A 22,141-nucleotide genomic window follows, 5' to 3' on the forward strand; every position below is an offset into this window, starting at 1 on the left:
AAAGTTGCGCAAACCAGCGGCCACCGGGCAGCAGACCTGACAGCATCATCACGCCCCCGGACGGGATATTGAGCAGCAGGACAGACATCGTCAGTCTGGCGGCAGCCATCATCTTCGGACATCCGATCGTCAAAAAGAACAGAACACACAGTCTGGCCCGAGAATGTCTGCTGGTAAATACGCCCAACGCCTTTCAGGTTGCCAACATAGAATATGTCCTGTGAACCCAGATAACCGGGATGCGCCGTTTCGATTTCTCCACACGCCTCGTCGTCACTGGCTCTACGCTCCAGCGCTTTCAGGCGCTTTTTGAAGTTCTCAAGGTTATGGCGAAACCAAACAGAACGGACACCGCTTCCGGAGATAAAGACTCTCTGTTTACGTAACTCATTACTGGTTCTGTGCTGACCTCGCTGCTGCATAATAACAAGCGATAACTCTTATAAGTAACGTAGGACCAGGGTGTGTTTCGTAACTATTTTTTGTACAACTTGACGCTGCATATCGACGAAAACCCACTTAATTTGATGGAAAATGTTCAAAACTGAATTCATTTTTTATTTCAGGGGCAATGTTCATCCGTAACTTGAAGTATCTGTGAGGTTAATGGATACGTTCTGGAGTTTAAACACTCTCCACCAAATCCCCCAACGTCACCATCAACATCATCGGATCCATCGGCGACGGTACAAACCCCACCCGCTGGTAAAATTCCCGCGCTTCATCCGACAGGGCGTGAACCAGCATCCCGCGAATGCCGATAGTCTCCGCCACTTGAATAACCCGCAGCCCTGCGTCGCGTACCAGCGCCCGACCAACGCCCTGCCCATGAAGCGATTTATCCACCGCCAGACGCCCCAATACCACAATCGGAATCGGGTCAGGCATATTGCGACGAAAGCGACCGGGGGCGGTATTCGTCGTGACCGCGCTGGACGCCAGCGAGTAATAGGCCAGTACGCTCGAATCGCTGCCACAACACACAAAGGTACGGGACGCACCAGTGGTCTGATTTTTCATCGCCCGCTGTTTCAGCCAGTTATCCATAGAATCCACACCGCAGCAAAACGGAGTAAGAATATGTCCGGCATGAAGCGGCTCAGGGGAGGAGATCATTTTTCCTGCTCCCACGGCGCAGGGGTCTGCATGGTTTTACGCAGTGCGGCATTAGGTGAAGGTGTTTGATCCAAACGAGCCAGAAATTCCTGATAAGCCTGTGGATCGGCCATAATGATGCGTTGTTCGATCAGCGCTTCCTCGGCGGCAGCACGGGCAGCTTCCAGCACAAAGTCAGTGCGGTTTTTCCCTCTGGCTTTCGCCGCTCGATCAATAAGATCGCGCTCGGCGGGTTTGATACGCAGGTTCAGGGTTTCGCGTTTCATCGCCATACTGTTTGCGGCTGGCATAGTGTTGTCCTCTTGTACTTCTGTGGATATTAAGTATACAACACGCGTAACGCAGATGTCATTACGATAAATTTAGAAGGAATAGAACCGGAGTATCGAACCGAAAGGTTTTCTACTCATTTAGAGATTCAGTACCAGGCTGTGCGCTGGCATTCGCTGTGAGTGATTCCTCCTCGGGGCCGACGCAGCAAAAGATTCAATACTGCCGCGCCAAAACACGCAACATTATATAATCAGAAAGCATAAACCTAACGGATACGCACAGTAAGAACCCCAATAACGTGTTACACCGTTTTTCATAAAGCCAACCATACGATTGAATGCGTCCCCTCCCCCTCAAACTTCCGGATATCGCTACGCCATCTATCCGCCGCAGTATATATTTACCGCGTTGTATGCCTTTCCTAACCGAGAACGTTAATATTTACCTCCAGGATAAACCTTATCACAAATTAAAATCAGATCTTATACCTCATGCTAACTACCTCCATGAAATTAAAGAGCTATTCTCTAAAAGATTAAAGGAAATTATTACTTAATTCAAATTTTAAAGAGATAATTTGATAATAACATGAGCCAATTCTTGTAAATTTCCATCTTTTTTTTATACGCGACATAGTTTTTTAACGATACTATAATATGTAGAAATGCAATATAAAATAGCATTTTCCATAGAAAATGAAAAGATCGCCACCTGATACCTTAAGTTCGCAAATAATTATATAGCTATATATTAGTTTTTTTGAAATATTTTTCAGAATAATTTTTGATTTACACGCACATTTAATAAAAGGAAATTATCATGCTAAAAGTATTTAATCCCTCACCTGTCCAGGTGGGGAGCATTGAATGTTTACAATCAGCGCAAAACTGGCAGAGGAAATCCTTATCACTTCAGGGATTAAATTTACTGCAGTCCGTGCTCATCAAGCTCACCACGGGTAAAATTTCAATTACGACATCGTCCGGGGAGTATATTACGGCATCAGGGCCAATGTTAATATTTTTAGCTAAAGATCAAACCATTCATATCACAATGGAAGAGACTCATGAACAGTTAAATTATAATTTAATTGAATTAGATTCAGCGTCAATAAAAAATGCTTATAATTTTTTTCTGTATGAACATGCAGACTTTTCGGCCCCATTAACAAAACCGACGACAAAACATCTGTTAGCGCCAATAGAAACAGGCGTAGCAAGAGTATTCAACCTCTTACACTCTTCAAATAAAAGCCAAAAACTATCCCAAGATAAAAAGGAATATTTAATAAGATTTCTACTTTCAGAGTTCATCTATGAACCCGAAGCATTTGCTCTCTTCAGAGAACTATCGCAAAATACATTAGCCGAAAACATTTATAATATTATTATAAGCGACATAAGTCGAAAATGGGCACTCAAGGATATTTCTGACTCACTCTATATGAGTTGTTCCACATTAAAGAGGAAATTGAAACAAGAGAACACCTCATTCAGCGAAGTTTACCTTAATGCGCGAATGAATAAAGCGACAAAACTTCTACGCAATAGTGAATATAATATTACCCGAGTGGCTTATATGTGTGGTTATGATAGTGCTTCTTATTTTACATGCGTTTTTAAAAAACACTTCAAAACTACACCATCGGAATTTTTAGCGTTTTTATCTTCCTCTCGTCATCAATATGTTAATTGAGATATCTGACAATGCAGTATAAGAACAAAGCAAAACATATTAATATAAGAGATGGGATTCTGTTACTCGCTAAAAAATTCGACCTAACATTGAGCGAGAAAAAAGTCATTTATTACGTGGCAGCAGGATTATCTGTTAAAAGTTGCTCAAATTTATTAGATCGAAATATAAAAACGATTTCAACACAAAAGAGATCAGCCTATAAAAAAATGGATATTACTACTGATGTTGAATTAATCCATTTGATGCTGAATGAGTTTTACATATCAGTCGATATTACGTAATTTTTTCTAAAATGTTGCCAAAGTGGTAGGCAAGGCAATTCTGGATATCATCTTCAGAGATCGGTGTGATATCTACGTTGTTTAATTTAACTGTTCCCGTATAGCAATGACTGGAATTTGATAGTGCTTTGATTAAAGAAGATTTACCTGAACCTGATGTACCGATAATACCCATAAAATCTCCGGGAACAGCAGTGAATGAAAGCTGTTCAATCAGTGTTCGTTCCGCAAACGCTATGGGGTAATTCTTCGCTGTCTATCGGCTGGCTGACGATCGACTCTACTCCGCCAGTGTTGATAACGATACCGGTAACTGGCATGTTTCTGTTCCGCAATCCGCTATTCTGTCGGGGGGGAGAATCAGTACATCATTACGGCCACCGATCCCGCCGGGAATAGCGCCACCGCCAATGGAACATTTACAGGCACATCGCCGACGTAAAACCCGGTTAACAAGAGTTCCGGCGTAGATGAAATGATTTCGCTTAGCGAGGCGACATGGCATTCGGTAAGTGTTGATGAAGAATATTATGCCTGATAACTAAACATCACCATGCGAGGTCTCTTCGAAGGCCTCCTGAAAAAAACAGCATAATATTTATTGTCTGTTAATTATTACAGAGAGAGTTAATTTATAAAAAAAAGCGGCAGACTACGCTGCCGCAAATATGAGGAGGACAATTACCGTTACGCTACACCACAAAGTAATCCGTTACTGAGGTAAGTAAAACATAAATATCCCCAACAATGAATCAACGAATCAAACAATCGTCAAATCATGGTATTAATAACCTTGTTCTGTTTTAGCATACTGTGACAGTAAAAATAGATTTTAGTCATTCTGTATATCACACGAAAATTTATAAAACAGATTTGGTTCACTCACAATATACAAATTATTTTCATTATCCATGGCAATCCCTTCTGGTTGGGGAATATCGTCTCTGAGCCCTGACCACTCCGCCGTCAGGAACAATCGATCGCGCACCCGCCACTCGGAACTGACCTCCAGAATCATTTTTGACTCGTCCGACAACACCAGCAGCGAATCCGTTGGGGCATGGTATTCAAGTCCGGAGACATCGCTCACACTTGCAGTGATGGCAGAAGGCAACGCTCTGGTGATACCATTTTTGCTCATCTCTACTTCTTTGATCATAATGGGTTTTCTTTCTTTTGCGACATATAATCTCTCATTTTTCGCATCCCATGCCGTACCTTCCAGCCCTTTATTTTTTGCTTTGTCATAGCCCTCAAGCTTCACCATGGAGATTATCTGCATGGTGCCGCGCTGAATATCCACCTGTGTTTTATAGACCGCGCCATCTTTCTCACTGCCTATCTGGAACTGGTTGCCCCCACTCCATGCAATAGACTCCGGGTCGTGGATGCCCTGGAGCGGCATCCGCCCTACCAGCTGCCCTTCTGTCGTTAACCAGACCAGTTCAGGGGGATTATTAATAACGGCGAAAAGCATCCTGTCTTCGGCAGAGTAGGTCAAACCTGAAAGGTTACTCTTAACTCCTGCGACTGGTTTTTGCTGAATAACCGCTTTATAGCTACTCAGTGCTAGCGCCGAGGGTTTATCACCATATTTGAGGATCAGTTGATAAACATAGCGTATATCGTCCCTGACCATAAATAAAATCACGCCCAAGAGTACAACCACAATAACGCGTTTTAGTAATCTCATAAAAAATCCATAGCAGATCGCGCCACGACTGATGTCGTAACGCATTTCTTAAAAATAAAGCCGATGTCCGATAGAATCGTTATTCGGTTATGGCGAGCGCCATTAGCATAGGCAAAATGAAATAGTGAGGGTTATCACAAAAAGCCCGATTTTAATCACTAACGTACCCTTTTTGTAAATTGACATAATCAAGAGGAGGGTAGTTTCGGCTAATTATTTAAATAGTACGTCTGCAAATTCGCCCCTGTATGCAGGGCGAATGACAAAAAGTGATAATTAATGAGATGTAACACCGCAATCTGATCTGCTATTGCTGCTCCCACTTCTATTCAACCGGGCAGCAAAAAAATGAAACTCAACCTTATTACCGTCAGCCTGGCTACGCTCGTTGCCGCTGGCGCATTCCCGGCCCATGCCGGTCCTCAGGCGCATGTCGTGTGCGGCTATCACCACACGCTGGGCGATGACGCGATTATGATGTTTGGTAAAGCGAATCAGGCGATGTGGCATGACTTTTTTGGCAACACCCACACCGACGCGGTCTCTACCTACCAGACGTTGCGCGCGCAACCAGATACCACCTGTGATAATAAAGCCGACAGCTCCGCTTACTGGGCGCCGTCCATGAAATTACCCGATGGTGAAATCGTAAATCCGGCCTACCAAAAGACCTATTATCAATCTACAAATGTTGCGCAATATCCGCTCCATCCATTCCCGGCAGGGCTGGAGTTACTGGCAGGCGATCATCACGGTACTGGCCCCAGTTCCGCAATCACCTTTTTATGTGCCAACGGCAAGGGTTACACCAACAAGGTAGGCGAAATATGCGGCCTGCGTAAAGCGGGCGATGCCGTCCAGTTTAATATCGGGATCGCTTTCCCCAACTGTTGGGATGGCGTCAACCTGAAACCGACCCATACTCACAATAACGCTATCTATGCCGACCACGGGAAATGTTCCGCAGACTATCCGGTAAAAATCCCGACGGTGAATATGAACATCGCCTGGGTACTCCCGCAGATCTCCTCGCTGGATACGTCTAAAGTGGAATTGTCGATGGACCCGGTAATGCATGGCGAAACCCGGGCAGATCGCTGGGGAAGTCTTTATACCGCCCATGCCGATTTTATGAATGGCTGGACGGAAGATGGCGCGCAGTTTATGACGGATCTGTGTATGAATCAGGGACTGGATTGCGGCACTACGGTTCCTTACGCCTACAGTAAAGCGGAAGAAAATACCTGGGTAAGCAGCGAAGACGACAAGCCTCATGCCAGCGTCGATACCTTGTACGTACAGGATGACTGGACAAATGGCGGACGCACGCAGCACCCGGAAACGCTCACGCTGGTGAAATTTAAGATCCCGCCCCTGCCTGCCAATATGGACGCTTCGCTATTCAAATACCGTATTCGCCTTTTTGGCGGCAAAACGGAAACGAACGGCGCCGATCAAATTTTCTTTTACCCGACCAGCAGTGACTGGCACGTCAGTACCGTGTCCTGGAACAATAAACCGGCGATCAACTACCGTTCCGATGCCGTGTTATATCTAAACCATTCACATGAGTATCGCATGGTTGATGTCGATAAAGCGGTGCGCAAAGCGCTGGCGGAAGGGAAAACGGAAATATCCTGGTATATCGGCGGCGACCGTCAGGGAAATCACTACGATTTCACGCCAGCGGACTCAAAACAGAGCCTGGTGCTGATGCTGACCGGTTTCAAAAAGACGCCGGAGCTGTAATAGTAAACTGTGCCCGCTGACGCAACAGCGGGCACGATGGCGGCACAAGCATTATGGCACGCCATCAAAACCTGACCAATACCTCAGAAAAACAACCGTTTATTCTCAGGCTGTAGTCCCTGTTGCTGCTGAACATCCTGCAGATAACAGGTCGCTACGATGGCAAGCCGGGCATAGAAGGCGCTAACGGTATTGCGTTGCAGCAATTCCAGATAGCGGAATCCCCAGGGCAGCAGATGCGCCTCCAGTAACCGGTTGGCCGCCACGTTGTCGCCTCGAGCCAGCAGATCGCTACAGGCTAATAGCATCAGGCCAAACTGATCTTCCGGCTCGCGTTCACGGTCAGTGAATACCATGCCCTGCGCCTGTAAAAAAGCTCGATAATCGGCGGTGGTTTCCCCCATCAGCAAATTATCTTTTTCCAGATAGACCGATCCCCAGGGCGGGACGGGCATCTTTCCCTGGCCTTCAAACAACACGGAAAATTGCCATGTAAGCGCATCATCATCCGGTAGCGACCATGACGCACACAGTGATTCAATATGTCCGCGATCGCGCCAGGGGTAAAGCTCAGGCAACGTTGGCAAACAGTCGAACAACGCTTTCACCTCCGGCCTCTCAGGGGAGAAGTAAAACAGTGCGCCGAGGATACGCGGCAAAACAGCACGGGAAGGCATAGCAATAGCTCCTGAAATATTTCGCCTGATGACGCTACGCTTATCAGGCTTACATGGCATAAACCGGGCAAAAAACTACATTGGCAGCGTCCACAGATTGTAAAACGCAATCCTACCCGCCAACTCCGCCGCGATAACCACCACTGCCGTCATGGCCAGCACCGCAGCGCTCGATTTCAGGCGCGCGCAGGCCACCACCCCGACCACGCCCGCCGCCAGCAATATCGCCTGGGCGGTAAACCAGCTATGCTGCGCGGCGGTCAGAGCGCTATCGGCGCTCATCAGCGTCGCCATATAGCCCGGGCGCAGACAAAAGCTCACCAAAATCGCCAACACGCTGACCAGTAGCCCCAGACGGCGCACGCCAAACAATGCCGCCAACGCGCCGCCGCCAATCAACGGCGTCAATATCATCATTGCCGTGGTGTAAGATGAACGCCAGGTCGCCACCGTCGGCAGTTGGTAAATCTGCGGAACGGCGTATAAGAAGACCACCCCGACTATCGCCGCCAACCATACCAACGCGTTACACAGCGGCGTCGCCCGGTTCAGCAACAAACCGAGCGCCCCCAGACCGCCGAGCGCCGCAAAAGCCGCCGACAAGACAATCTCGTTACTCATCGGCGAATGTCCGACGCGCAGCAGCATATTCAACGCGCGCAGCGGTTGCCCGACGTGGAAGGTGCCGACAATGACGCCCAGCCCAAACAGGCACATCACCGAGAACAGACCAATAGCCTTGCGCCGCGGCGCGACCAGCCCCATTGCGCCGCCAATCAGCAGCAGAATAAACGCGCCGACCGCGCTCTGGGTAAAGACCGTAAAAAAGACCAGCGGTAACTCATGCATGGCGCACCTCCCGAATGTTCATGATTGCGCCTTCCGTATCGCCCGTGGGTCTCGCTTTCGGATGCGGTTTAATAATGAGGTTAGGATGGGTGAACGACGCTGAAGGCAGCGGCGCGATTTGATTCTCCGTGCCATATTTTGCCCGTAATTCATCGACAGGGCCGAAATCCAGCGCTCGCTGCGGGCAAGAATCCACACAAATAGGGCGCAGATTGTTCTCCAGTCGGTCAAGACAACCGTCGCATTTACGCATCACGTTCGCCTGCGTATCAAACTGCGGCGCGCCGTAGGGGCAGCGCATTTCACAATAGCGACAGCCGACGCATACGCTGTCATCCACCACGACCAGACCATCTTCTTTGCGTTTATGCATCGCCCCGGTCGGACAGCCAGAGACACATACCGGCTCATCGCAATGGTTACAAGCAATAGAGAGGTAGTAGGTAAAGGTGTCGTGATGCCAGCTTTCCCCCTCTTTCACCCAGCTTCCGCCGCCATATTCATAGACGCGGCGCAGTTTCGGACCGACATCCAGATCTTTATTATCCTTGCAGCTTACCTGGCAGGTTTTACAGCCTGAACAGCGCGAGGAGTCAACATAAAAGCCATACTGTTTCATCGTACATCACTCCTTAAGCGCGTTTAATTTCAACCAGATTGGTATGCTGCGGATTGCCTTTCGCCAGCGGCGAAGGATGGTGGCTGGTCAGCGTATTGATACAGCCGCCGACATCAACGCCGTTGCCGTCAAGCCGCGTCCACGCGCCCTGCGGCATCGCCGCCACGCCGGGTAAAATGCGCTGGGTCACTTTACAGGGAAGCTCCACCACGCCGCGGTCATTGAATACATGCACCCGATCGCCGGACTTCAATTGGCGGGCGCTGGCGTCAATCGGGTTAATCCAGACTTCATCCGGCACCGCCTCATGCAGCATCAGCACATTGCTGTAGGTCGAGTGGGTATGCCCTTTGGTATGGAAGCCGCTTAACTGCAACGGATACTTCGCCGTCAGCGTTTTGTTAAGGTGCGACTCTTTCGCCGGGCAAAATTCCGGCAATGCGGGAATTCGCTCGCCTTCTGGCAAAGTCCACGTTTGCGCCAGATCCGCCAGCGCCTGGGAGTAAATTTCAATTTTGCCCGACGGCGTGGAGAGTGGATTAGCCTCGGCGTCGGCGCGGAAATCGGCAAACGCAAGGCTCTGCTGCTCGGTCGCGATACGCTGGTCAATCACGCCCATCTCTTTCGCCACGCTCCACTCCGGCAGGTATGGTCGTTTTTCACGGATCTGCTGATAGTGCATCTCCGCCCACTGCGCCTGAGTTCGGCCCTCGGTATATTGCTCGCGCAGTCCAAGATGCCCGGCGATATCCGCGCAGATGTCATACGTGCTGCGCACTTCCCACATCGGTTTAACGGTTTTCTGAATCGCAATCATATAGTTATGCGATCCCGCCGCATAGGAGCTGTCCACCAGGTCTTCCGCCTCAAGATAGCTGGTCTCCGGCAACAGCAGATCCGCATACATCGCGCTGGGCGTCATATGGTTTTCAATCACGATAATGGTTTCACACAGCGATTCATCCGCGAGAATTTGACGGGTGCGGTTCGTTTCGCCGTGCTGATTCAGCAAGGTATTACCGGCCTGGTTGAAAAACAGCTTAATCCCGGTTTTTAGCCTGTCCGCGCCTTTCACGCCCATTGTCGTCGCGGTCATTTTCTCCGGATGCTGAATGGCGTCCGTCCATAAATAGCAAGGAATAGAGGTTTTGATCGGATTCTTACCGACAGGCAACAATGGCACGCCATACGGCGTACCGTAAGGCCAGTTGCCATTGTTGGTGCCGGGCCGCCCGAAGTGGCCGGTTAACGCTGGCAGCGTCTGAATAGCACGCACGGTTTGTTCGCCGTTGGCATGACGCTGCGGACCCCAGCCCTGGCAAATATAGCAGGCACGCGCCGAGGCGATTTCGCGCGCCAGTTGGCGAATACGCGTTGCCGGAATACCGGTGATATCCGCCGCCCATTCCGGGGTTTTCGCGATACCGTCATCGCCCGTGCCAAGAACATAATCTTTATAGCTGGCGTTAGGCGCAGCCGTGTCCGGCAAGGTGCTACGGTCGTAGCCGACGCAATAGCGGTTTACCAGCGCCTCGTCGAGAAGCTGTTCGGTAATCAGCGTATGCGCGATGCCGGCGACTAACGCAGCGTCCGTGGTTGGGCGAATCGGTAGCCATTCGGCGTGTTCGGTAATCACCGAATCGGTATAGCGTGGATCGATAATAATGACTCGGGCTTTCGAGGTCTCCAGCGCCCGGCGCAGCTCTTCAACCTGACCGCCGCCGGACATCCGCGTTTCTGAGAGATTCAGACCAAATAGCACCACCAGATCGGAATGCGCGATCTGCGTAAAATGGCTACCGACATAATCGCCGTGGGTATAGGGCGTGGCGGTGGCGATTTGCGCCGTGGAATAGGTGTTGTGATAATTTAAATAACCGCCGGTGAGATTTAATAATCTTATCCAGGCGGGCCTGCCCTGTGTATGATAATATGCCCCGGATTGATAATTATAATAAATAGCTTCCCGGCCATATTGTTCGCTAACGCGCGTTAATTCCGCTGCAATAAAGGCCGTGGCCTCATCCCATGAAATACGTTTAAATTTTCCTTCACCGCGTTTTCCCACTCTTTTCATCGGATACTTAATGCGATCCGGGCTATAGACGCGCCAGCGACTGGAACGCCCACGCAGGCAGGGACGAATCTGATGCTCGCCGAATACCGCGTCATCTTTCGCGTCTTCCGGCTCAATGCGCACGATGCGATCATTTTTCACGATAACCTTAAGCGGGCATCGGCTGCCACAGTTGACCAGACAGGCGCTGTGCCTGACGGTTTCGTCGTTGGCATCCTTCGGTATCGGGATATTCTGCGCCTGGGCAGTGGTAGCAAAAGGCAGCGTAATCGCCTGACTTAGCGTCACCGCCGCCCCTACTTTTGCAGTAGCGACAATAGCATCACGTCGGGTTATGGTTGTGTTCAGCCATTTTTTTATTTCCATTTTTTATTTCTCACATTGCTTCCATAATTATTAATAATATGTAATGAAAACTAATCATAATAGATTAAACATTAGCGCTGATTGATTGTGATCAAACGCATTCTGAACGTCAGTAAAAATAAAACGTGACACCGCATACGTTATTATAAAAATTAATGAAAAATTATTTTATGCAATTCTGATGAAAATAAATTACCCATCACGGTATCCGGCGATATTAATTAACGACATGACGTTTGCCAGTCGACATGAGCAGGTAGCGCCCCCTACAAGGTAAGACGGGCTTTTCAACACTGGAGCAACATCGCCTATGCCTTTGAATTAGACGCCTCATCAGGGATAATAACCTTACGATTCGTCCGCTCAGGTCCACTATGAAACACTCCCTGCCATGCCGGGCGTTACGCAAACGCCCCATGAAACTCGGCACTACCGTCATTCTGATGGTCAGCGCCGTTTTGTTTTCGGTGCTCGTTGTGGTCCATCTGATCTATTTTTCGCAAATCAGCAGCATGACGCGCGACGCGCTGGCAGATAAAGCGCTGGCGGTGGCGCGCTCGCTGGCGGACTCTCCGGCAATTCGCGAGGGGCTGAAAAAACCGCCTGCGGAAAGCGGCATTCAGACGCTCGCCGAAGCGGTGAGCCAGCATAATGGCTTTTTGTTTATTGTGGTGACCAACATGCAGGGCATCCGTTATTCACACCCAGAAACGCAGCGAATCGGCCAACCGTTCAAAGGCGATGACATTCTGCTCGCGCTGCAGGGAAAGGAAAACGTTGCCATTAATCGCGGCTTTCTTGCCAAAGCGCTGCGCGTTTTCACACCGGTTTATGATGAACGCCACCGGCAGATCGGTGTGGTAGCGATCGGCCTGGAACTCAGTCACGTTACGCAGCAGATCAACAATAGCCGCGGCAGTATTATCTGGTCCATTCTGTTCGGCGCTCTGGTGGGGTTAGTAGGCACGTATGCGCTGGTCAAGGTGCTAAAACGTATCCTGTTTGGCCTAGAACCCTATGAGATCTCAACCCTGTTTGAACAACGCCAGGCGATGCTGCAGTCAATCAAAGAGGGCGTTATCGCCGTGGATGGTAGCGGCGAAGTCACGTTGATTAACCATGCGGCGCAGGCGCTGCTCGATTATCGAAAAACGCAGGATGACGCCAGATTATCCACCCTGAGTCATGCCTGGTCGCAGGTGGTGGACATTAGCGAAGTGTTGCGTGACGGTACGCCGCGCCGCGATGAAGAGATTATCGTCAAAGGCCGCCTGCTGCTGGTGAATACCGTTCCGGTGCGCAGCAACGGCGAAATTATCGGCGCGATATCCACCTTCAGGGATAAAACAGAAGTTCGCCAACTGATGCAGCGGTTGGACGGGATGGTGAACTACGCGGATGCGCTCCGTGAACGATCCCACGAATTCATGAACAAATTACATGTGATTCTGGGATTATTGCACCTGAAGAGTTATAAGCAGCTTGAAGCGTATATTATCAAGACGGCCAATAACTATCAGGAAGAGATCGGTTTGCTGCTGGGTAAAATAAAGTCGCCGATTATCGCTGGCTTTTTGCTCAGTAAAATTACTCGCGCCTCTGATTTCGGGCACAGCCTGGTGATAAGCAGCGACAGCCAGTTACCGGATAATAACAATGAAGATCAGGTTACGGTGCTGATTACGGCGCTGGGTAATTTGATTGAAAACGCGCTGGAAGCATTGAGCCAGGAATCCGGCGGCGAAATCAGCGTCTCGTTACACTACCGCCATGGCTGGCTGCATTGCGAAGTGAGCGATGACGGTCCGGGTATCGAACCTGAGCGCATCGAGGCGATTTTTGAAAAAGGCGTCTCGTCGAAAGGCGCCGAACGCGGCGTCGGTTTAGCGCTGGTTAAACAGCAGGTTGAAGCGCTTGGCGGCGTAATTTCCGTGGAGTCCGAGCCTGGGATCTTCACACAATTTTTTGTACAGTTACCCTGGGATGGAAAAAGGACCAGCCTATGATCAATGTATTAATTGTCGATGACGATGCGATGGTCGCGGAGTTAAATCGCCGCTATGTCGCGCAAATCTCCGGTTTTCATTGTTGTGGAACCGCTTCGACGCTGGAAAAAGCGAAAGAGTTTATCTTCAACAGTGAAAATCACATTGACCTAATCCTGCTGGATATCTACATGCAGCAGGAAAACGGATTGGATCTGCTGCCTGTCCTGCACAGCGCAGGCTGCAAAAGCGACGTTATTGTCATTTCTTCTGCCGCTGACGCCGCCACCATTAAAGATTCGCTTCACTACGGCGTGGTGGATTATCTGATCAAGCCTTTTCAGGCCACGCGCTTTGAAGAAGCGCTGACCGGCTGGCTACGTAAGAAAACGGCGATGGAAAAACGCCAGTATTACGAACAGTCTGAGCTTGACCTGCTCATTCACGGTAATTCATCCAGCGAGCAGGAGCCTCGCCGGCTGCCAAAAGGGCTGACGCAGCAAACGCTACGCACCTTATGCCAGTGGATTGATGCGCATCAGGAGCAGGAATTTTCTACCGACGAGTTGGCCAACGAAGTGAATATCTCGCGCGTCTCCTGCCGTAAATATCTCATCTGGCTGGTGAATTGCCATATCTTGTTTACCAGTATTCATTACGGCGTGACCGGCAGGCCGGTTTACCGCTACCGCGTTCAGCCGGAACATTACTCTTTACTGAAACAATATTGTCAGTAAGGATACCGCATAAAGCCGACGCGAAGCGTTATATCCTGGTAACATTTATTATAACAATGCCAATAAAAACGCTATCACATTAATAACAAATCTGGGAAATTGTGTCAGATCAAATATACTCAACCCAGGCCTGTTAACGTTATTTTCTATTATTACAGCGCTCTGCGCTGTTTTTAGTTTCAAAACGCTAACAAAAGTTAATTAAGTATTATCCCATGCCGAGAGTGTGTATTTTTATTAAAAAAGGGATTTGTCCGGAATTTTCCTGACACTTAAATAAAATTATGTTTGTAGCAATGGAGCTTGTGCTACGCCTATGGACAATACGTATATTGGTGAGCAGATACGCGTCTCCACACGCCATACTAATAATTTAAAAAAATGGCGTGACAATGATCACATAAGTCACATTCTGTTGGATTTATCTCGTGATTTACCTGATGGCGAGACACAAAAATTAAATAATAAACGCCTGTTTTTAAAACAGACAAATCATAATTTACTGCTCTCGCTGACTCCACCTGCCCATCGCCAGAGGGTACTCCCCTCTGAACATCACCATCGCAAGAAAATAATTACTTAAAGCAACTCTGTAAAAAGCTTAATCGTTAATCGTCGCCACTGGCGCATTGAATATTCGCCATTTCCTGATGCTCATTCACACAAATCAGAGGATGGCTGTGATCCATTTATCAAAATTGACTGGGTTTATCGCGAGGATAAATAAAAATGTTATTTAGTATACAGCTTCTCATAATATTAATATGTCTGTTTTATGGCGCCCGAAAGGGCGGGATCGCGCTCGGGTTGTTGGGCGGTATTGGTCTGGTCATTCTGGTGTTTGTTTTCCATCTCCAGCCAGGTAAACCGCCCGTTGACGTAATGCTGGTCATTATCGCGGTAGTCGCCGCGTCGGCAACGTTGCAGGCGTCAGGCGGGCTGGATGTGATGCTGCAGATTGCCGAAAAGCTGCTGCGTCGCAACCCCAAATACGTCTCTATTGTGGCGCCGTTCGTCACCTGTACCCTGACGATTCTGTGTGGGACAGGCCACGTGGTCTACACCATTTTGCCGATTATCTATGACGTGGCGATCAAGAATAATATCCGTCCGGAACGTCCAATGGCGGCCAGTTCTATCGGCGCGCAAATGGGCATCATCGCCAGTCCGGTTTCCGTCGCCGTGGTTTCTCTGGTAGCGATGCTGGGCAACGTGACATTTGACGGAAAACATCTGGAGTTCCTCGATCTGCTGTCGATCACCATCCCGTCTACCCTGCTCGGTATCCTGGCAATCGGTATTTTTAGTTGGTTCCGCGGTAAAGATCTGGATAAAGACGAAGCGTTTCAGAAATTTATCTCCGTACCGGAAAACCGTCAGTACGTGTACGGCGATACCGCGACGCTGCTGGATAAAAAACTGCCGAAAAGCAACTGGCTGGCGATGTGGATCTTCCTGGCGGCGATTGCCGTGGTCGCTCTCCTGGGCGCGGACTCCGACTTACGTCCAACCTTCGGCGGCAAACCGTTGTCGATGGTGCTGGTCATTCAGATGTTCATGCTGCTGACCGGGGCGCTCATTATCATTCTGACCAAAACCAATCCTGCGTCTATCTCAAAAAACGAAGTTTTTCGTTCCGGTATGATTGCGATTGTCGCGGTATACGGGATCGCCTGGATGGCGGAAACCATGTTCGGCGCGCATATGTCGGAAATTCAGGGCGTGCTGGGCGAAATGGTCAAAGAGTATCCGTGGGCCTACGCCATCGTTCTGCTGCTGGTCTCCAAGTTTGTTAACTCCCAGGCCGCGGCGCTGGCGGCGATTGTTCCCGTCGCGCTGGCTATCGGTGTCGATCCGGCGTATATCGTGGCCTCTGCGCCGGCATGTTATGGCTACTATATCCTGCCGACCTACCCAAGCGATCTGGCGGCGATTCAGTTTGACCGTTCCGGCACAACCCGTATTGGCCGCTTCGTCATTAACCACAGCTTCATTCTGCCGGGTTTGATTGGCGTGAGCGTCTCCTGCGTCTTTGGCTGGATCTTTGCCGCAATGTACGGATTCCTGTAATGGCCGCGCGCGCCGCCCGGCTATGCGCGGCGCGCGACTTAGAGCCTGGCCCATGAGGCTCTTAATACATTTTCTTACTATTAGGCTGGAAGCACATGTCGAAAAAAGAGTTTATCTATCAGGCGCCTTTCCCGATGGGAGAGGACAAAACAGAGTATTATCTGCTCACCTCCGATTATGTCAGCGTCAGTGAATTCAATGGAGAATCTATCCTCAACGTTGAGCCGCAGGCGTTAACGTTGCTGGCTCAGCAGGCCTTCCATGATGCGTCTTTTATGCTCCGTCCTGAACACCAGCAGCAAGTCGCCGCCATTCTCCATGACCCCGAAGCCAGCGAAAACGACAAATATGTGGCGTTGCAATTCCTGAGAAACTCCGAAATCGCCGCCAAAGGCATTCTGCCGACCTGCCAGGATACCGGCACGGCGATTATCGTGGGTAAAAAAGGCCAACGCGTCTGGACGGGCGGCGGCGATGAAGCCGCGCTCTCCAAAGGCGTGTTTAATACCTATATCGAAGATAACCTGCGCTACTCGCAGAACGCGCCGCTGGATATGTACAAAGAGGTCAATACCGGCAGCAACCTGCCAGCGCAAATCGATCTCTATGCTGTCGACGGCGACGAGTACAAGTTCCTTTGCGTGGCGAAAGGCGGCGGTTCAGCAAACAAAACGTATCTCTATCAGGAGACCAAAGCGCTGCTCACCCCAGGCAAGCTGAAAAACTTCCTCGTTGAGAAAATGCGCACGCTGGGCACCGCAGCCTGTCCGCCATACCATATCGCCTTTGTCATTGGCGGCACCTCGGCGGAAAGCACGCTGAAAACCGTTAAACTCGCCAGCACCCACTATTACGACGCGCTGCCGACGGAAGGTAACGAGCACGGCCAGGCATTCCGCGATCTCCGCCTGGAACAGGAACTGCTGGAAGAAGCGCATAAACTTGGCCTCGGCGCCCAGTTCGGCGGGAAATATTTCGCCCACGATATTCGCGTAATTCGCCTGCCGCGTCACGGCGCTTCCTGTCCGGTGGGGATGGGCGTCTCCTGCTCGGCCGACCGTAACATCAAAGCGAAAATCAACCGCGAAGGCATCTGGATCGAAAAACTGGAACACAATCCGGGCCAGTATATTCCGCCAGCGCTGCGTCAGGCGGGCGAAGGCGACGCGGTGAAAGTCGATCTCAACCGTCCGATGAAAGAGATCCTCGCCCAGCTATCGCAGTACCCGGTCTCGACTCGCCTGTCGCTGACGGGCACCATTATCGTAGGTCGCGATATCGCCCACGCGAAGCTAAAAGAGCGTATTGAATCCGGCGAAGACCTGCCGCAGTATATTAAAGACCATCCCATCTATTACGCAGGTCCGGCAAAAACCCCGGCAGGTTATCCATCTGGCTCATTAGGCCCCACCACCGCAGGCCGAATGGACTCTTATGTCGATCTACTGCAATCCCACGGCGGCAGTATGATCATGCTGGCGAAAGGCAACCGTAGTCAGCAGGTCACGGATGCCTGTAAAAAACATGGCGGCTTTTATTTGGGCAGTATCGGCGGCCCGGCGGCGGTACTGGCACAGCAGAGCATTAAGCATCTGGAGTGCGTCGAGTATCCGGAACTCGGCATGGAAGCTATCTGGAAAATTGAAGTAGAAGATTTCCCGGCCTTTATCCTGGTGGATGACAAAGGCAACGATTTCTTCCAGCAGATTGTCAGCAAACAGTGCGCTAACTGCGCGAAATAACCTGGCAGGCCCGGCGTTCACCCGGGCCGCGTTATCGGTTAATTGCCGGATGGCGCTACGCTTATCCGGCCTGCACGAGAGACCATGCTCACGCTTTTACATCGCTGGTCGCTACCACAGAAATCGCCGGGCTATCCGGCTGTTCGACGAATGGCGGCGTTTTCCGGTATTTATCCAGCAGGTGGATCTGAATCTTGCGCAGCATATCGCCGTTCAAACGGTAGTAGCGGAAGTAGAGAACCAGCGTCATCATGAAAAACAGTACCGGCAGGACAATCATAATAAACTGCATCCCCTGCAGGGTTTGCGCAGACTGCGCCACGTTCGGCGTGTAGCCAATCAGCCCCAGCACCAGAGCGATAAAGAACGCCGCAAACGCCGAGCCGCCCTTCACGACCATCGTCTGTACGGAATAAGCGATACTCTCGCAGCGAATATTGAGCTTAAATTCCCCATAATCGACCGTATCCGCCACCATGATCACCTGAAGCACCCAAAAGAGCGCGGTCCCGATATTCAGGAAAATACCCGCCGCCACGATTAAAGCGGCATTATGGACATCCGCCAACGCCATCGCGAAGAGCCCTGCGCAACTCAGAACGGGCATCACGGAGGCGCCCGCCCACAATATCCGTCGCGATAACATTTTCACCAGCCGGGGGAAGACAATCAGCGTCAGCAGATTCGCCGCGCCGGCGTAAGAAAGGTAATAGGGAAAAAGATCGGCATCGCCAATCACATAGGTGAAGTAGTAGATCGCAAAGCCATTGATAATATTGGAGGCAATGTTATACGCCAGCGCCATTCCCAACAGGCAAGAGAGCTGATCGTTTTTGTATATCAATCCAACGATCGTTTTTAACGTCAGATGTGGGCGGCCCGCCGTTACACCGTTGTCGGAGGAGTACACCTCATGTACGTTGCGTAATGTCACGATAGTCGAGGCGATAAAAAACGCAATCAGTACCAGCGTAAACATCTGAAAGCCGAACCCACGATCCGCTCCGCCAACGTAGTTCACAAACGGCAGCGTTATACCGGCAGTGACGAAGCCAGCCAGACTGGCGAAGAAACGCGGGAACGGCACCAGTTGTTCGCGTTCTCGCTTATCAAGCGTAATGGTCGGCACCAGCGACCAAAATGGGATATCCATAATGGTATACGTCATGCCCCACAGGATGTAGGTTACGCAGACAAATACAACCTGCGCGGTTCCCTCAAAAAGATGGGCGCTGAACAGCAGGAAAAGCACCAGCGAATTGGTTAAGGTGCCGATCAATATCCACGGCTTAAATTTCCCCCACCGCGAACGCGTGGCGTTGACAATCCAGCCCATGATGGGATCGTTTATAGCATCCCAGATTCGCGCGACCAGAAAGAGGGTGCCGACGAGGCCGACCGAGAGTCCCACCACATCGGTGTAGTAATACATCAGGTACATATACACAATGCCGATGGCGAAATCCTTACCAAACGCACCGAACCCGTAACTCAGCTTTGTTGTCAGAGAGATGCTCATAGGGTACCGGGTCGCTGTTACCAGCGCCCGCCTTCTGTTAGTAGAGGTTAAACGCCGGATCTGCCGTCCAGCGCGGCTGGAGATTAACGGCGTAACCAGGCCGGAAGCCAGTCGCCATGCGCGGCGATCAGATCGTCAACCAACGCATAGATCTCTTCGATACCCAGCACCGCCGCGGTATGAGGGTCCATCATCGCCGCGTGATACACGCGATCGCTGTTTTCCGTGAGGATGGCTTCGGTCAACAGCGTTTGCACGTTGATGTTGGTCTGCATCATCGCCGCCAGATGAGAAGGGATCGTCCCCACCTTCGTCGGTTGAATGCCGTTGGCATCCACCAGACAAGCCACTTCCACGCAGCTTCCCTGCGGCAGGTTATCAATCAGCCCCTCATTACGCACATTGCCGTAAATCACGCTCGGCTCGCCGGTCCACAGAGCGTTCATAATGGTGCTGGCGTACTCGCGGGACGGTTTGATGTCGATACGCTCGGCGGTTTTATACTCCTCCAGCTCTTTATGCCAGTTCGCCAGTTGTTCTACGCAGCGTTTCGGATATTCATCCAGTGGCACCTTGTAGCGCGCAATCAGATCCTCGCGTCCCGGTTTAATAAACCACGGCGTGTACTCGGCAAAATGCTCTGATGATTCGGTGACGAAGTAGCCCAACTTTTTGAACATCTCATAGCGCACAATGTTCTGGCAGCGTTCATTGCCGTGAATATTGGGCTTCGGCGCCTGTCCGGCGTCATAGGCTGCCAGCAATTCAGGATAGAGATCGACATAAGTCCCGTCAGCCGTTTTGCGCTCCAGTTCGAGGTAAAACGCCATGTGGTTAATGCCGGCGCAGCGATAGCGCAGCGAGGCGGGATCGATATTCAGGTCGCGCGCCAGTTCTTCCGCCGTTCCCTGTACCGAATGGCACAGGCCGACCTGTTTGATATGCGGATAGCGGGCATACATCGCCCAGGTATTCATCGCCATCGGGTTGACGTAATTGAGCATGGTGGCTTTCGGACAGACTTCCGTCATGTCTTCGCAAATCCGCCACAGATGCGGGATGGTCCGCAGCGCGCGCATAATGCCGCCCGGCCCCAGCGTATCGGCGATCGTCTGTTCCAGGCCATGACGCTTACAAACTTCAAAATCGGTCACGGTGCAGGGTTCATAGCCGCCAATCTGAAAGGCGACCACCACAAAATCCGCATCCTGTAGCGCCGCTTTCTGGTGGGTATGGCAGGTAATCCGGCCAGAAGCGCCCGCTGAGTCCATCAGTTTCCGTACCACAATGTGCGACTCTTCCAGCCGGGTTTCGTCAATATCCATCAGGGCGACATGCGCTGATTTTAGCGCCTCGCGGTGAAACACATCGCCGAGGATATTTTTGACGAAAATCGTAGAACCTGCGCCGATAAAGGTAATTTTGGGTGCCGTCATCATGACTCTCCAGAACAGTAGTGAACACCTTCATGGTGGCACGCGTTCCCGGTGAAAACCTCCGTCTTCCCCGATGAGCATTCCCGAAAACTCAGATCGTATGCTGACGCGCGGGAGATCTGAGTTTTTGGGACAAAATGGCGTAAAAAGCAGAGTATTCGGCCTGAAAGTCAGGCTACGCTCTACAATATCGACGGATTCTGTGTCCGGATTCCCGGTTTCCTCCCGGCTAAAGGGGCATAATTCTGATAATTCAGGAAATGGAGTGACGATGAGTACGCAAGCAATATCCCTCCTCCCGCCCGACCCGCACATGTGCAACGGCGATGAAAAGCAAACCCGTAGCCCGCTGTCGCTCTATTCCGAATATCAACGACTGGACGTTGAGCTGAGGCCACCGCACAGAATGGCCAGCAGTCACTGGCATGGGCAAGTAGAAGTGAATGTTCCGTTTGACGGCGATGTGGAGTATTTAATCAACAATGAAGTCGTGCAGATAAAGCAGGGACATATCACCCTGTTTTGGGCCTGTACGCCACACCAGCTTACCCGCCCCGGCAACTGCCGCCAGATGGCGATTTTCAGTTTGCCGATGCACCTGTTTCTCTCCTGGCCGCTGGATCGCGATCTTATCAACCACGTCACGCACGGGATGGTGGTTAAATCACTGGCGACCCAGCAGCTTAGCACCTTTGAAGTGTTGCGCTGGCAGCAGGAAACAAGCAGCCCGAATGAGCAAATTCGCCAGTTGGCGATCGATGAAATCGGCCTGATGCTTAAACGCTTTAGCCTTTCCGGCTGGCAGCCTATTTTGCTCAATAAAACATCACGCACCCACAAGAATAGCGTCTCACGCCATGCGCAGTTTTACGTAAGCCAGATGCTGGGATTTATTGCCGATAACTACGATCAGGCGCTCACCATTAACGACGTCGCGGAGCATGTCAAACTCAATGCTAATTACGCGATGGGAATATTCCAGCGGGTTATGCAATTGACGATGAAGCAGTACATCACGGCGATGCGCATCAATCACGTACGTGCCTTATTGAGCGATACTGACAAAACGATCCTCGATGTCGCTCTGACTGCCGGGTTCCGATCCAGCAGCCGTTTTTACAGTACTTTTAGCAAATTTGTCGGCATGTCTCCGCAACAATACCGCAAGCTAAGCCAGCAACGACGCCAGACGATGCCCGGCTAAAGCCGGATACCACTATCAGCCAAAAAAATAATTCACCTGTCGATAAACGG

The 22,141-nt window shown here is 50.6% G+C and carries 19 protein-coding genes and 4 pseudogenes; 12 read left to right on the forward strand and 11 right to left on the reverse strand.

Translation table 11 applies throughout. The annotated features are described in order from the left end of the window. Positions 1-161 precede the first annotated feature (161 nt). The 3 genes and pseudogenes from LCS67_RS20365 to LCS67_RS20375 form a co-directional block, all read right to left on the reverse strand. Positions 162-410 (reverse strand): annotated as a pseudogene (locus tag LCS67_RS20365) (IS481 family transposase); the annotation flags it as partial. 214 nt (positions 411-624) lie between these two features. Then, positions 625-1,116 (reverse strand): GNAT family N-acetyltransferase, encoded by a 492-nt coding sequence (locus LCS67_RS20370; protein WP_000625912.1) that lies wholly within the window; start codon positions 1,114-1,116, stop codon positions 625-627. Continuing rightward, entirely contained in the window at positions 1,113-1,406 is a 294-nt protein-coding gene (locus LCS67_RS20375) for a DUF1778 domain-containing protein (RefSeq protein ID WP_001110453.1), read from the reverse strand. The genes LCS67_RS20370 and LCS67_RS20375 overlap by 4 nt, the downstream gene beginning before the upstream one ends. A gap of 316 nt (positions 1,407-1,722) precedes the next feature. On the opposite strand from LCS67_RS20375, the pseudogene LCS67_RS20380 reads away from it, so the two are divergent. From LCS67_RS20380 to rtsB, 3 genes and pseudogenes are all read left to right on the forward strand, one after another. Beyond that, positions 1,723-1,945 (forward strand): annotated as a pseudogene (locus LCS67_RS20380) (hypothetical protein). 263 nt (positions 1,946-2,208) lie between these two features. Beyond that, the gene (locus tag LCS67_RS20385; protein ID WP_000921676.1) at positions 2,209-3,084 is read left to right on the forward strand and encodes an AraC family transcriptional regulator; all 876 of its coding nucleotides are present in this window, start codon (positions 2,209-2,211) and stop codon (positions 3,082-3,084) included. Further along, complete coding sequence (gene rtsB, locus LCS67_RS20390; RefSeq protein WP_001269916.1) at positions 3,081-3,368, forward strand: transcriptional regulator RtsB; 288 nt, start codon at positions 3,081-3,083, stop codon at positions 3,366-3,368. The genes LCS67_RS20385 and rtsB overlap by 4 nt, the downstream gene beginning before the upstream one ends. Here the strand turns inward: rtsB and LCS67_RS20395 are convergent. Further along, the gene (locus tag LCS67_RS20395; protein ID WP_001527266.1) at positions 3,361-3,543 is read right to left on the reverse strand and encodes an ATP-binding cassette domain-containing protein; all 183 of its coding nucleotides are present in this window, start codon (positions 3,541-3,543) and stop codon (positions 3,361-3,363) included. The genes rtsB and LCS67_RS20395 overlap by 8 nt on opposite strands. A 19-nt stretch (positions 3,544-3,562) precedes the next feature. Between LCS67_RS20395 and LCS67_RS20400 the strand changes: the two are divergent. After that, a pseudogene (locus LCS67_RS20400) lies at positions 3,563-3,662 on the forward strand (hypothetical protein); the annotation flags it as partial. A gap of 109 nt (positions 3,663-3,771) precedes the next feature. Beyond that, positions 3,772-3,906 (forward strand): annotated as a pseudogene (locus LCS67_RS20405) (hypothetical protein); the annotation flags it as partial. A 294-nt stretch (positions 3,907-4,200) separates the two neighbouring features. Here the strand turns inward: LCS67_RS20405 and LCS67_RS20410 are convergent. Beyond that, on the reverse strand, positions 4,201-5,106 hold the full coding sequence (locus LCS67_RS20410; protein ID WP_001268209.1) for an SdiA-regulated domain-containing protein: 906 nt from the start codon (positions 5,104-5,106) through the stop codon (positions 4,201-4,203). Positions 5,107-5,409: 303 nt separating this feature from the next. Here LCS67_RS20410 and LCS67_RS20415 point away from each other — a divergent pair, with 303 nt between their 5' ends. Then, complete coding sequence (locus LCS67_RS20415) at positions 5,410-6,810, forward strand: DUF1996 domain-containing protein (RefSeq protein ID WP_000773787.1); 1,401 nt, start codon at positions 5,410-5,412, stop codon at positions 6,808-6,810. Positions 6,811-6,893: 83 nt separating this feature from the next. Here the strand turns inward: LCS67_RS20415 and LCS67_RS20420 are convergent, their stop codons facing one another. The 4 genes from LCS67_RS20420 to LCS67_RS20435 form a co-directional block, all read right to left on the reverse strand. After that, the gene (locus LCS67_RS20420; protein ID WP_001542855.1) at positions 6,894-7,487 is read right to left on the reverse strand and encodes a molecular chaperone; all 594 of its coding nucleotides are present in this window, start codon (positions 7,485-7,487) and stop codon (positions 6,894-6,896) included. Positions 7,488-7,562: 75 nt separating this feature from the next. Beyond that, the gene (locus LCS67_RS20425; protein ID WP_000544926.1) at positions 7,563-8,336 is read right to left on the reverse strand and encodes a dimethyl sulfoxide reductase anchor subunit family protein; all 774 of its coding nucleotides are present in this window, start codon (positions 8,334-8,336) and stop codon (positions 7,563-7,565) included. Then, positions 8,329-8,955 carry a DMSO/selenate family reductase complex B subunit gene (locus tag LCS67_RS20430; RefSeq protein WP_000816143.1) on the reverse strand — a complete coding sequence of 209 codons (627 nt, stop codon included), beginning with the start codon at positions 8,953-8,955 and terminating at the stop codon, positions 8,329-8,331. Before LCS67_RS20430 ends, LCS67_RS20425 begins: the two co-directional genes overlap by 8 nt. A 13-nt stretch (positions 8,956-8,968) precedes the next feature. After that, positions 8,969-11,398, reverse strand: coding sequence for a DMSO/selenate family reductase complex A subunit (locus LCS67_RS20435; protein WP_141085978.1), 2,430 nt, complete (start codon positions 11,396-11,398; stop codon positions 8,969-8,971). 374 nt (positions 11,399-11,772) lie between these two features. Between LCS67_RS20435 and LCS67_RS20440 the strand changes: the two genes are divergently transcribed. From LCS67_RS20440 to fumA, 5 genes are all read left to right on the forward strand, one after another. After that, the gene (locus tag LCS67_RS20440) at positions 11,773-13,404 is read left to right on the forward strand and encodes a sensor histidine kinase (protein ID WP_000682906.1); all 1,632 of its coding nucleotides are present in this window, start codon (positions 11,773-11,775) and stop codon (positions 13,402-13,404) included. Further along, entirely contained in the window at positions 13,401-14,120 is a 720-nt protein-coding gene (dcuR, locus tag LCS67_RS20445; RefSeq protein ID WP_000611307.1) for a two-component system response regulator DcuR, read from the forward strand. The genes LCS67_RS20440 and dcuR overlap by 4 nt, the downstream gene beginning before the upstream one ends. Positions 14,121-14,436: 316 nt before the next feature. After that, positions 14,437-14,703 (forward strand): hypothetical protein, encoded by a 267-nt coding sequence (locus tag LCS67_RS20450; RefSeq protein ID WP_001642024.1) that lies wholly within the window; start codon positions 14,437-14,439, stop codon positions 14,701-14,703. A 146-nt stretch (positions 14,704-14,849) separates the two neighbouring features. Then, complete coding sequence (gene dcuB, locus LCS67_RS20455; RefSeq protein WP_000899149.1) at positions 14,850-16,190, forward strand: anaerobic C4-dicarboxylate transporter DcuB; 1,341 nt, start codon at positions 14,850-14,852, stop codon at positions 16,188-16,190. A gap of 95 nt (positions 16,191-16,285) precedes the next feature. Beyond that, positions 16,286-17,932 carry a class I fumarate hydratase FumA gene (fumA, locus tag LCS67_RS20460; RefSeq protein ID WP_031569809.1) on the forward strand — a complete coding sequence of 549 codons (1,647 nt, stop codon included), beginning with the start codon at positions 16,286-16,288 and terminating at the stop codon, positions 17,930-17,932. Positions 17,933-18,020: 88 nt separating this feature from the next. Here fumA and melB read toward each other — a convergent pair whose 3' ends face one another. Further along, positions 18,021-19,451 carry a melibiose:sodium transporter MelB gene (melB, locus tag LCS67_RS20465; protein ID WP_000028070.1) on the reverse strand — a complete coding sequence of 477 codons (1,431 nt, stop codon included), beginning with the start codon at positions 19,449-19,451 and terminating at the stop codon, positions 18,021-18,023. 83 nt (positions 19,452-19,534) lie between these two features. Beyond that, on the reverse strand, positions 19,535-20,890 hold the full coding sequence (gene melA / locus LCS67_RS20470) for an alpha-galactosidase (RefSeq protein WP_001615029.1): 1,356 nt from the start codon (positions 20,888-20,890) through the stop codon (positions 19,535-19,537). 268 nt (positions 20,891-21,158) lie between these two features. Here melA and melR point away from each other — a divergent pair, with 268 nt between their 5' ends. Then, positions 21,159-22,091, forward strand: coding sequence for a transcriptional regulator MelR (gene melR / locus LCS67_RS20475; RefSeq protein ID WP_000106992.1), 933 nt, complete (start codon positions 21,159-21,161; stop codon positions 22,089-22,091). Positions 22,092-22,141 lie beyond the last annotated feature (50 nt).

It is taken from the genome of Salmonella sp. A7, assembly GCF_020181675.1.
Taxonomy (GTDB): Bacteria; Pseudomonadota; Gammaproteobacteria; order Enterobacterales; family Enterobacteriaceae; genus Salmonella; species Salmonella enterica.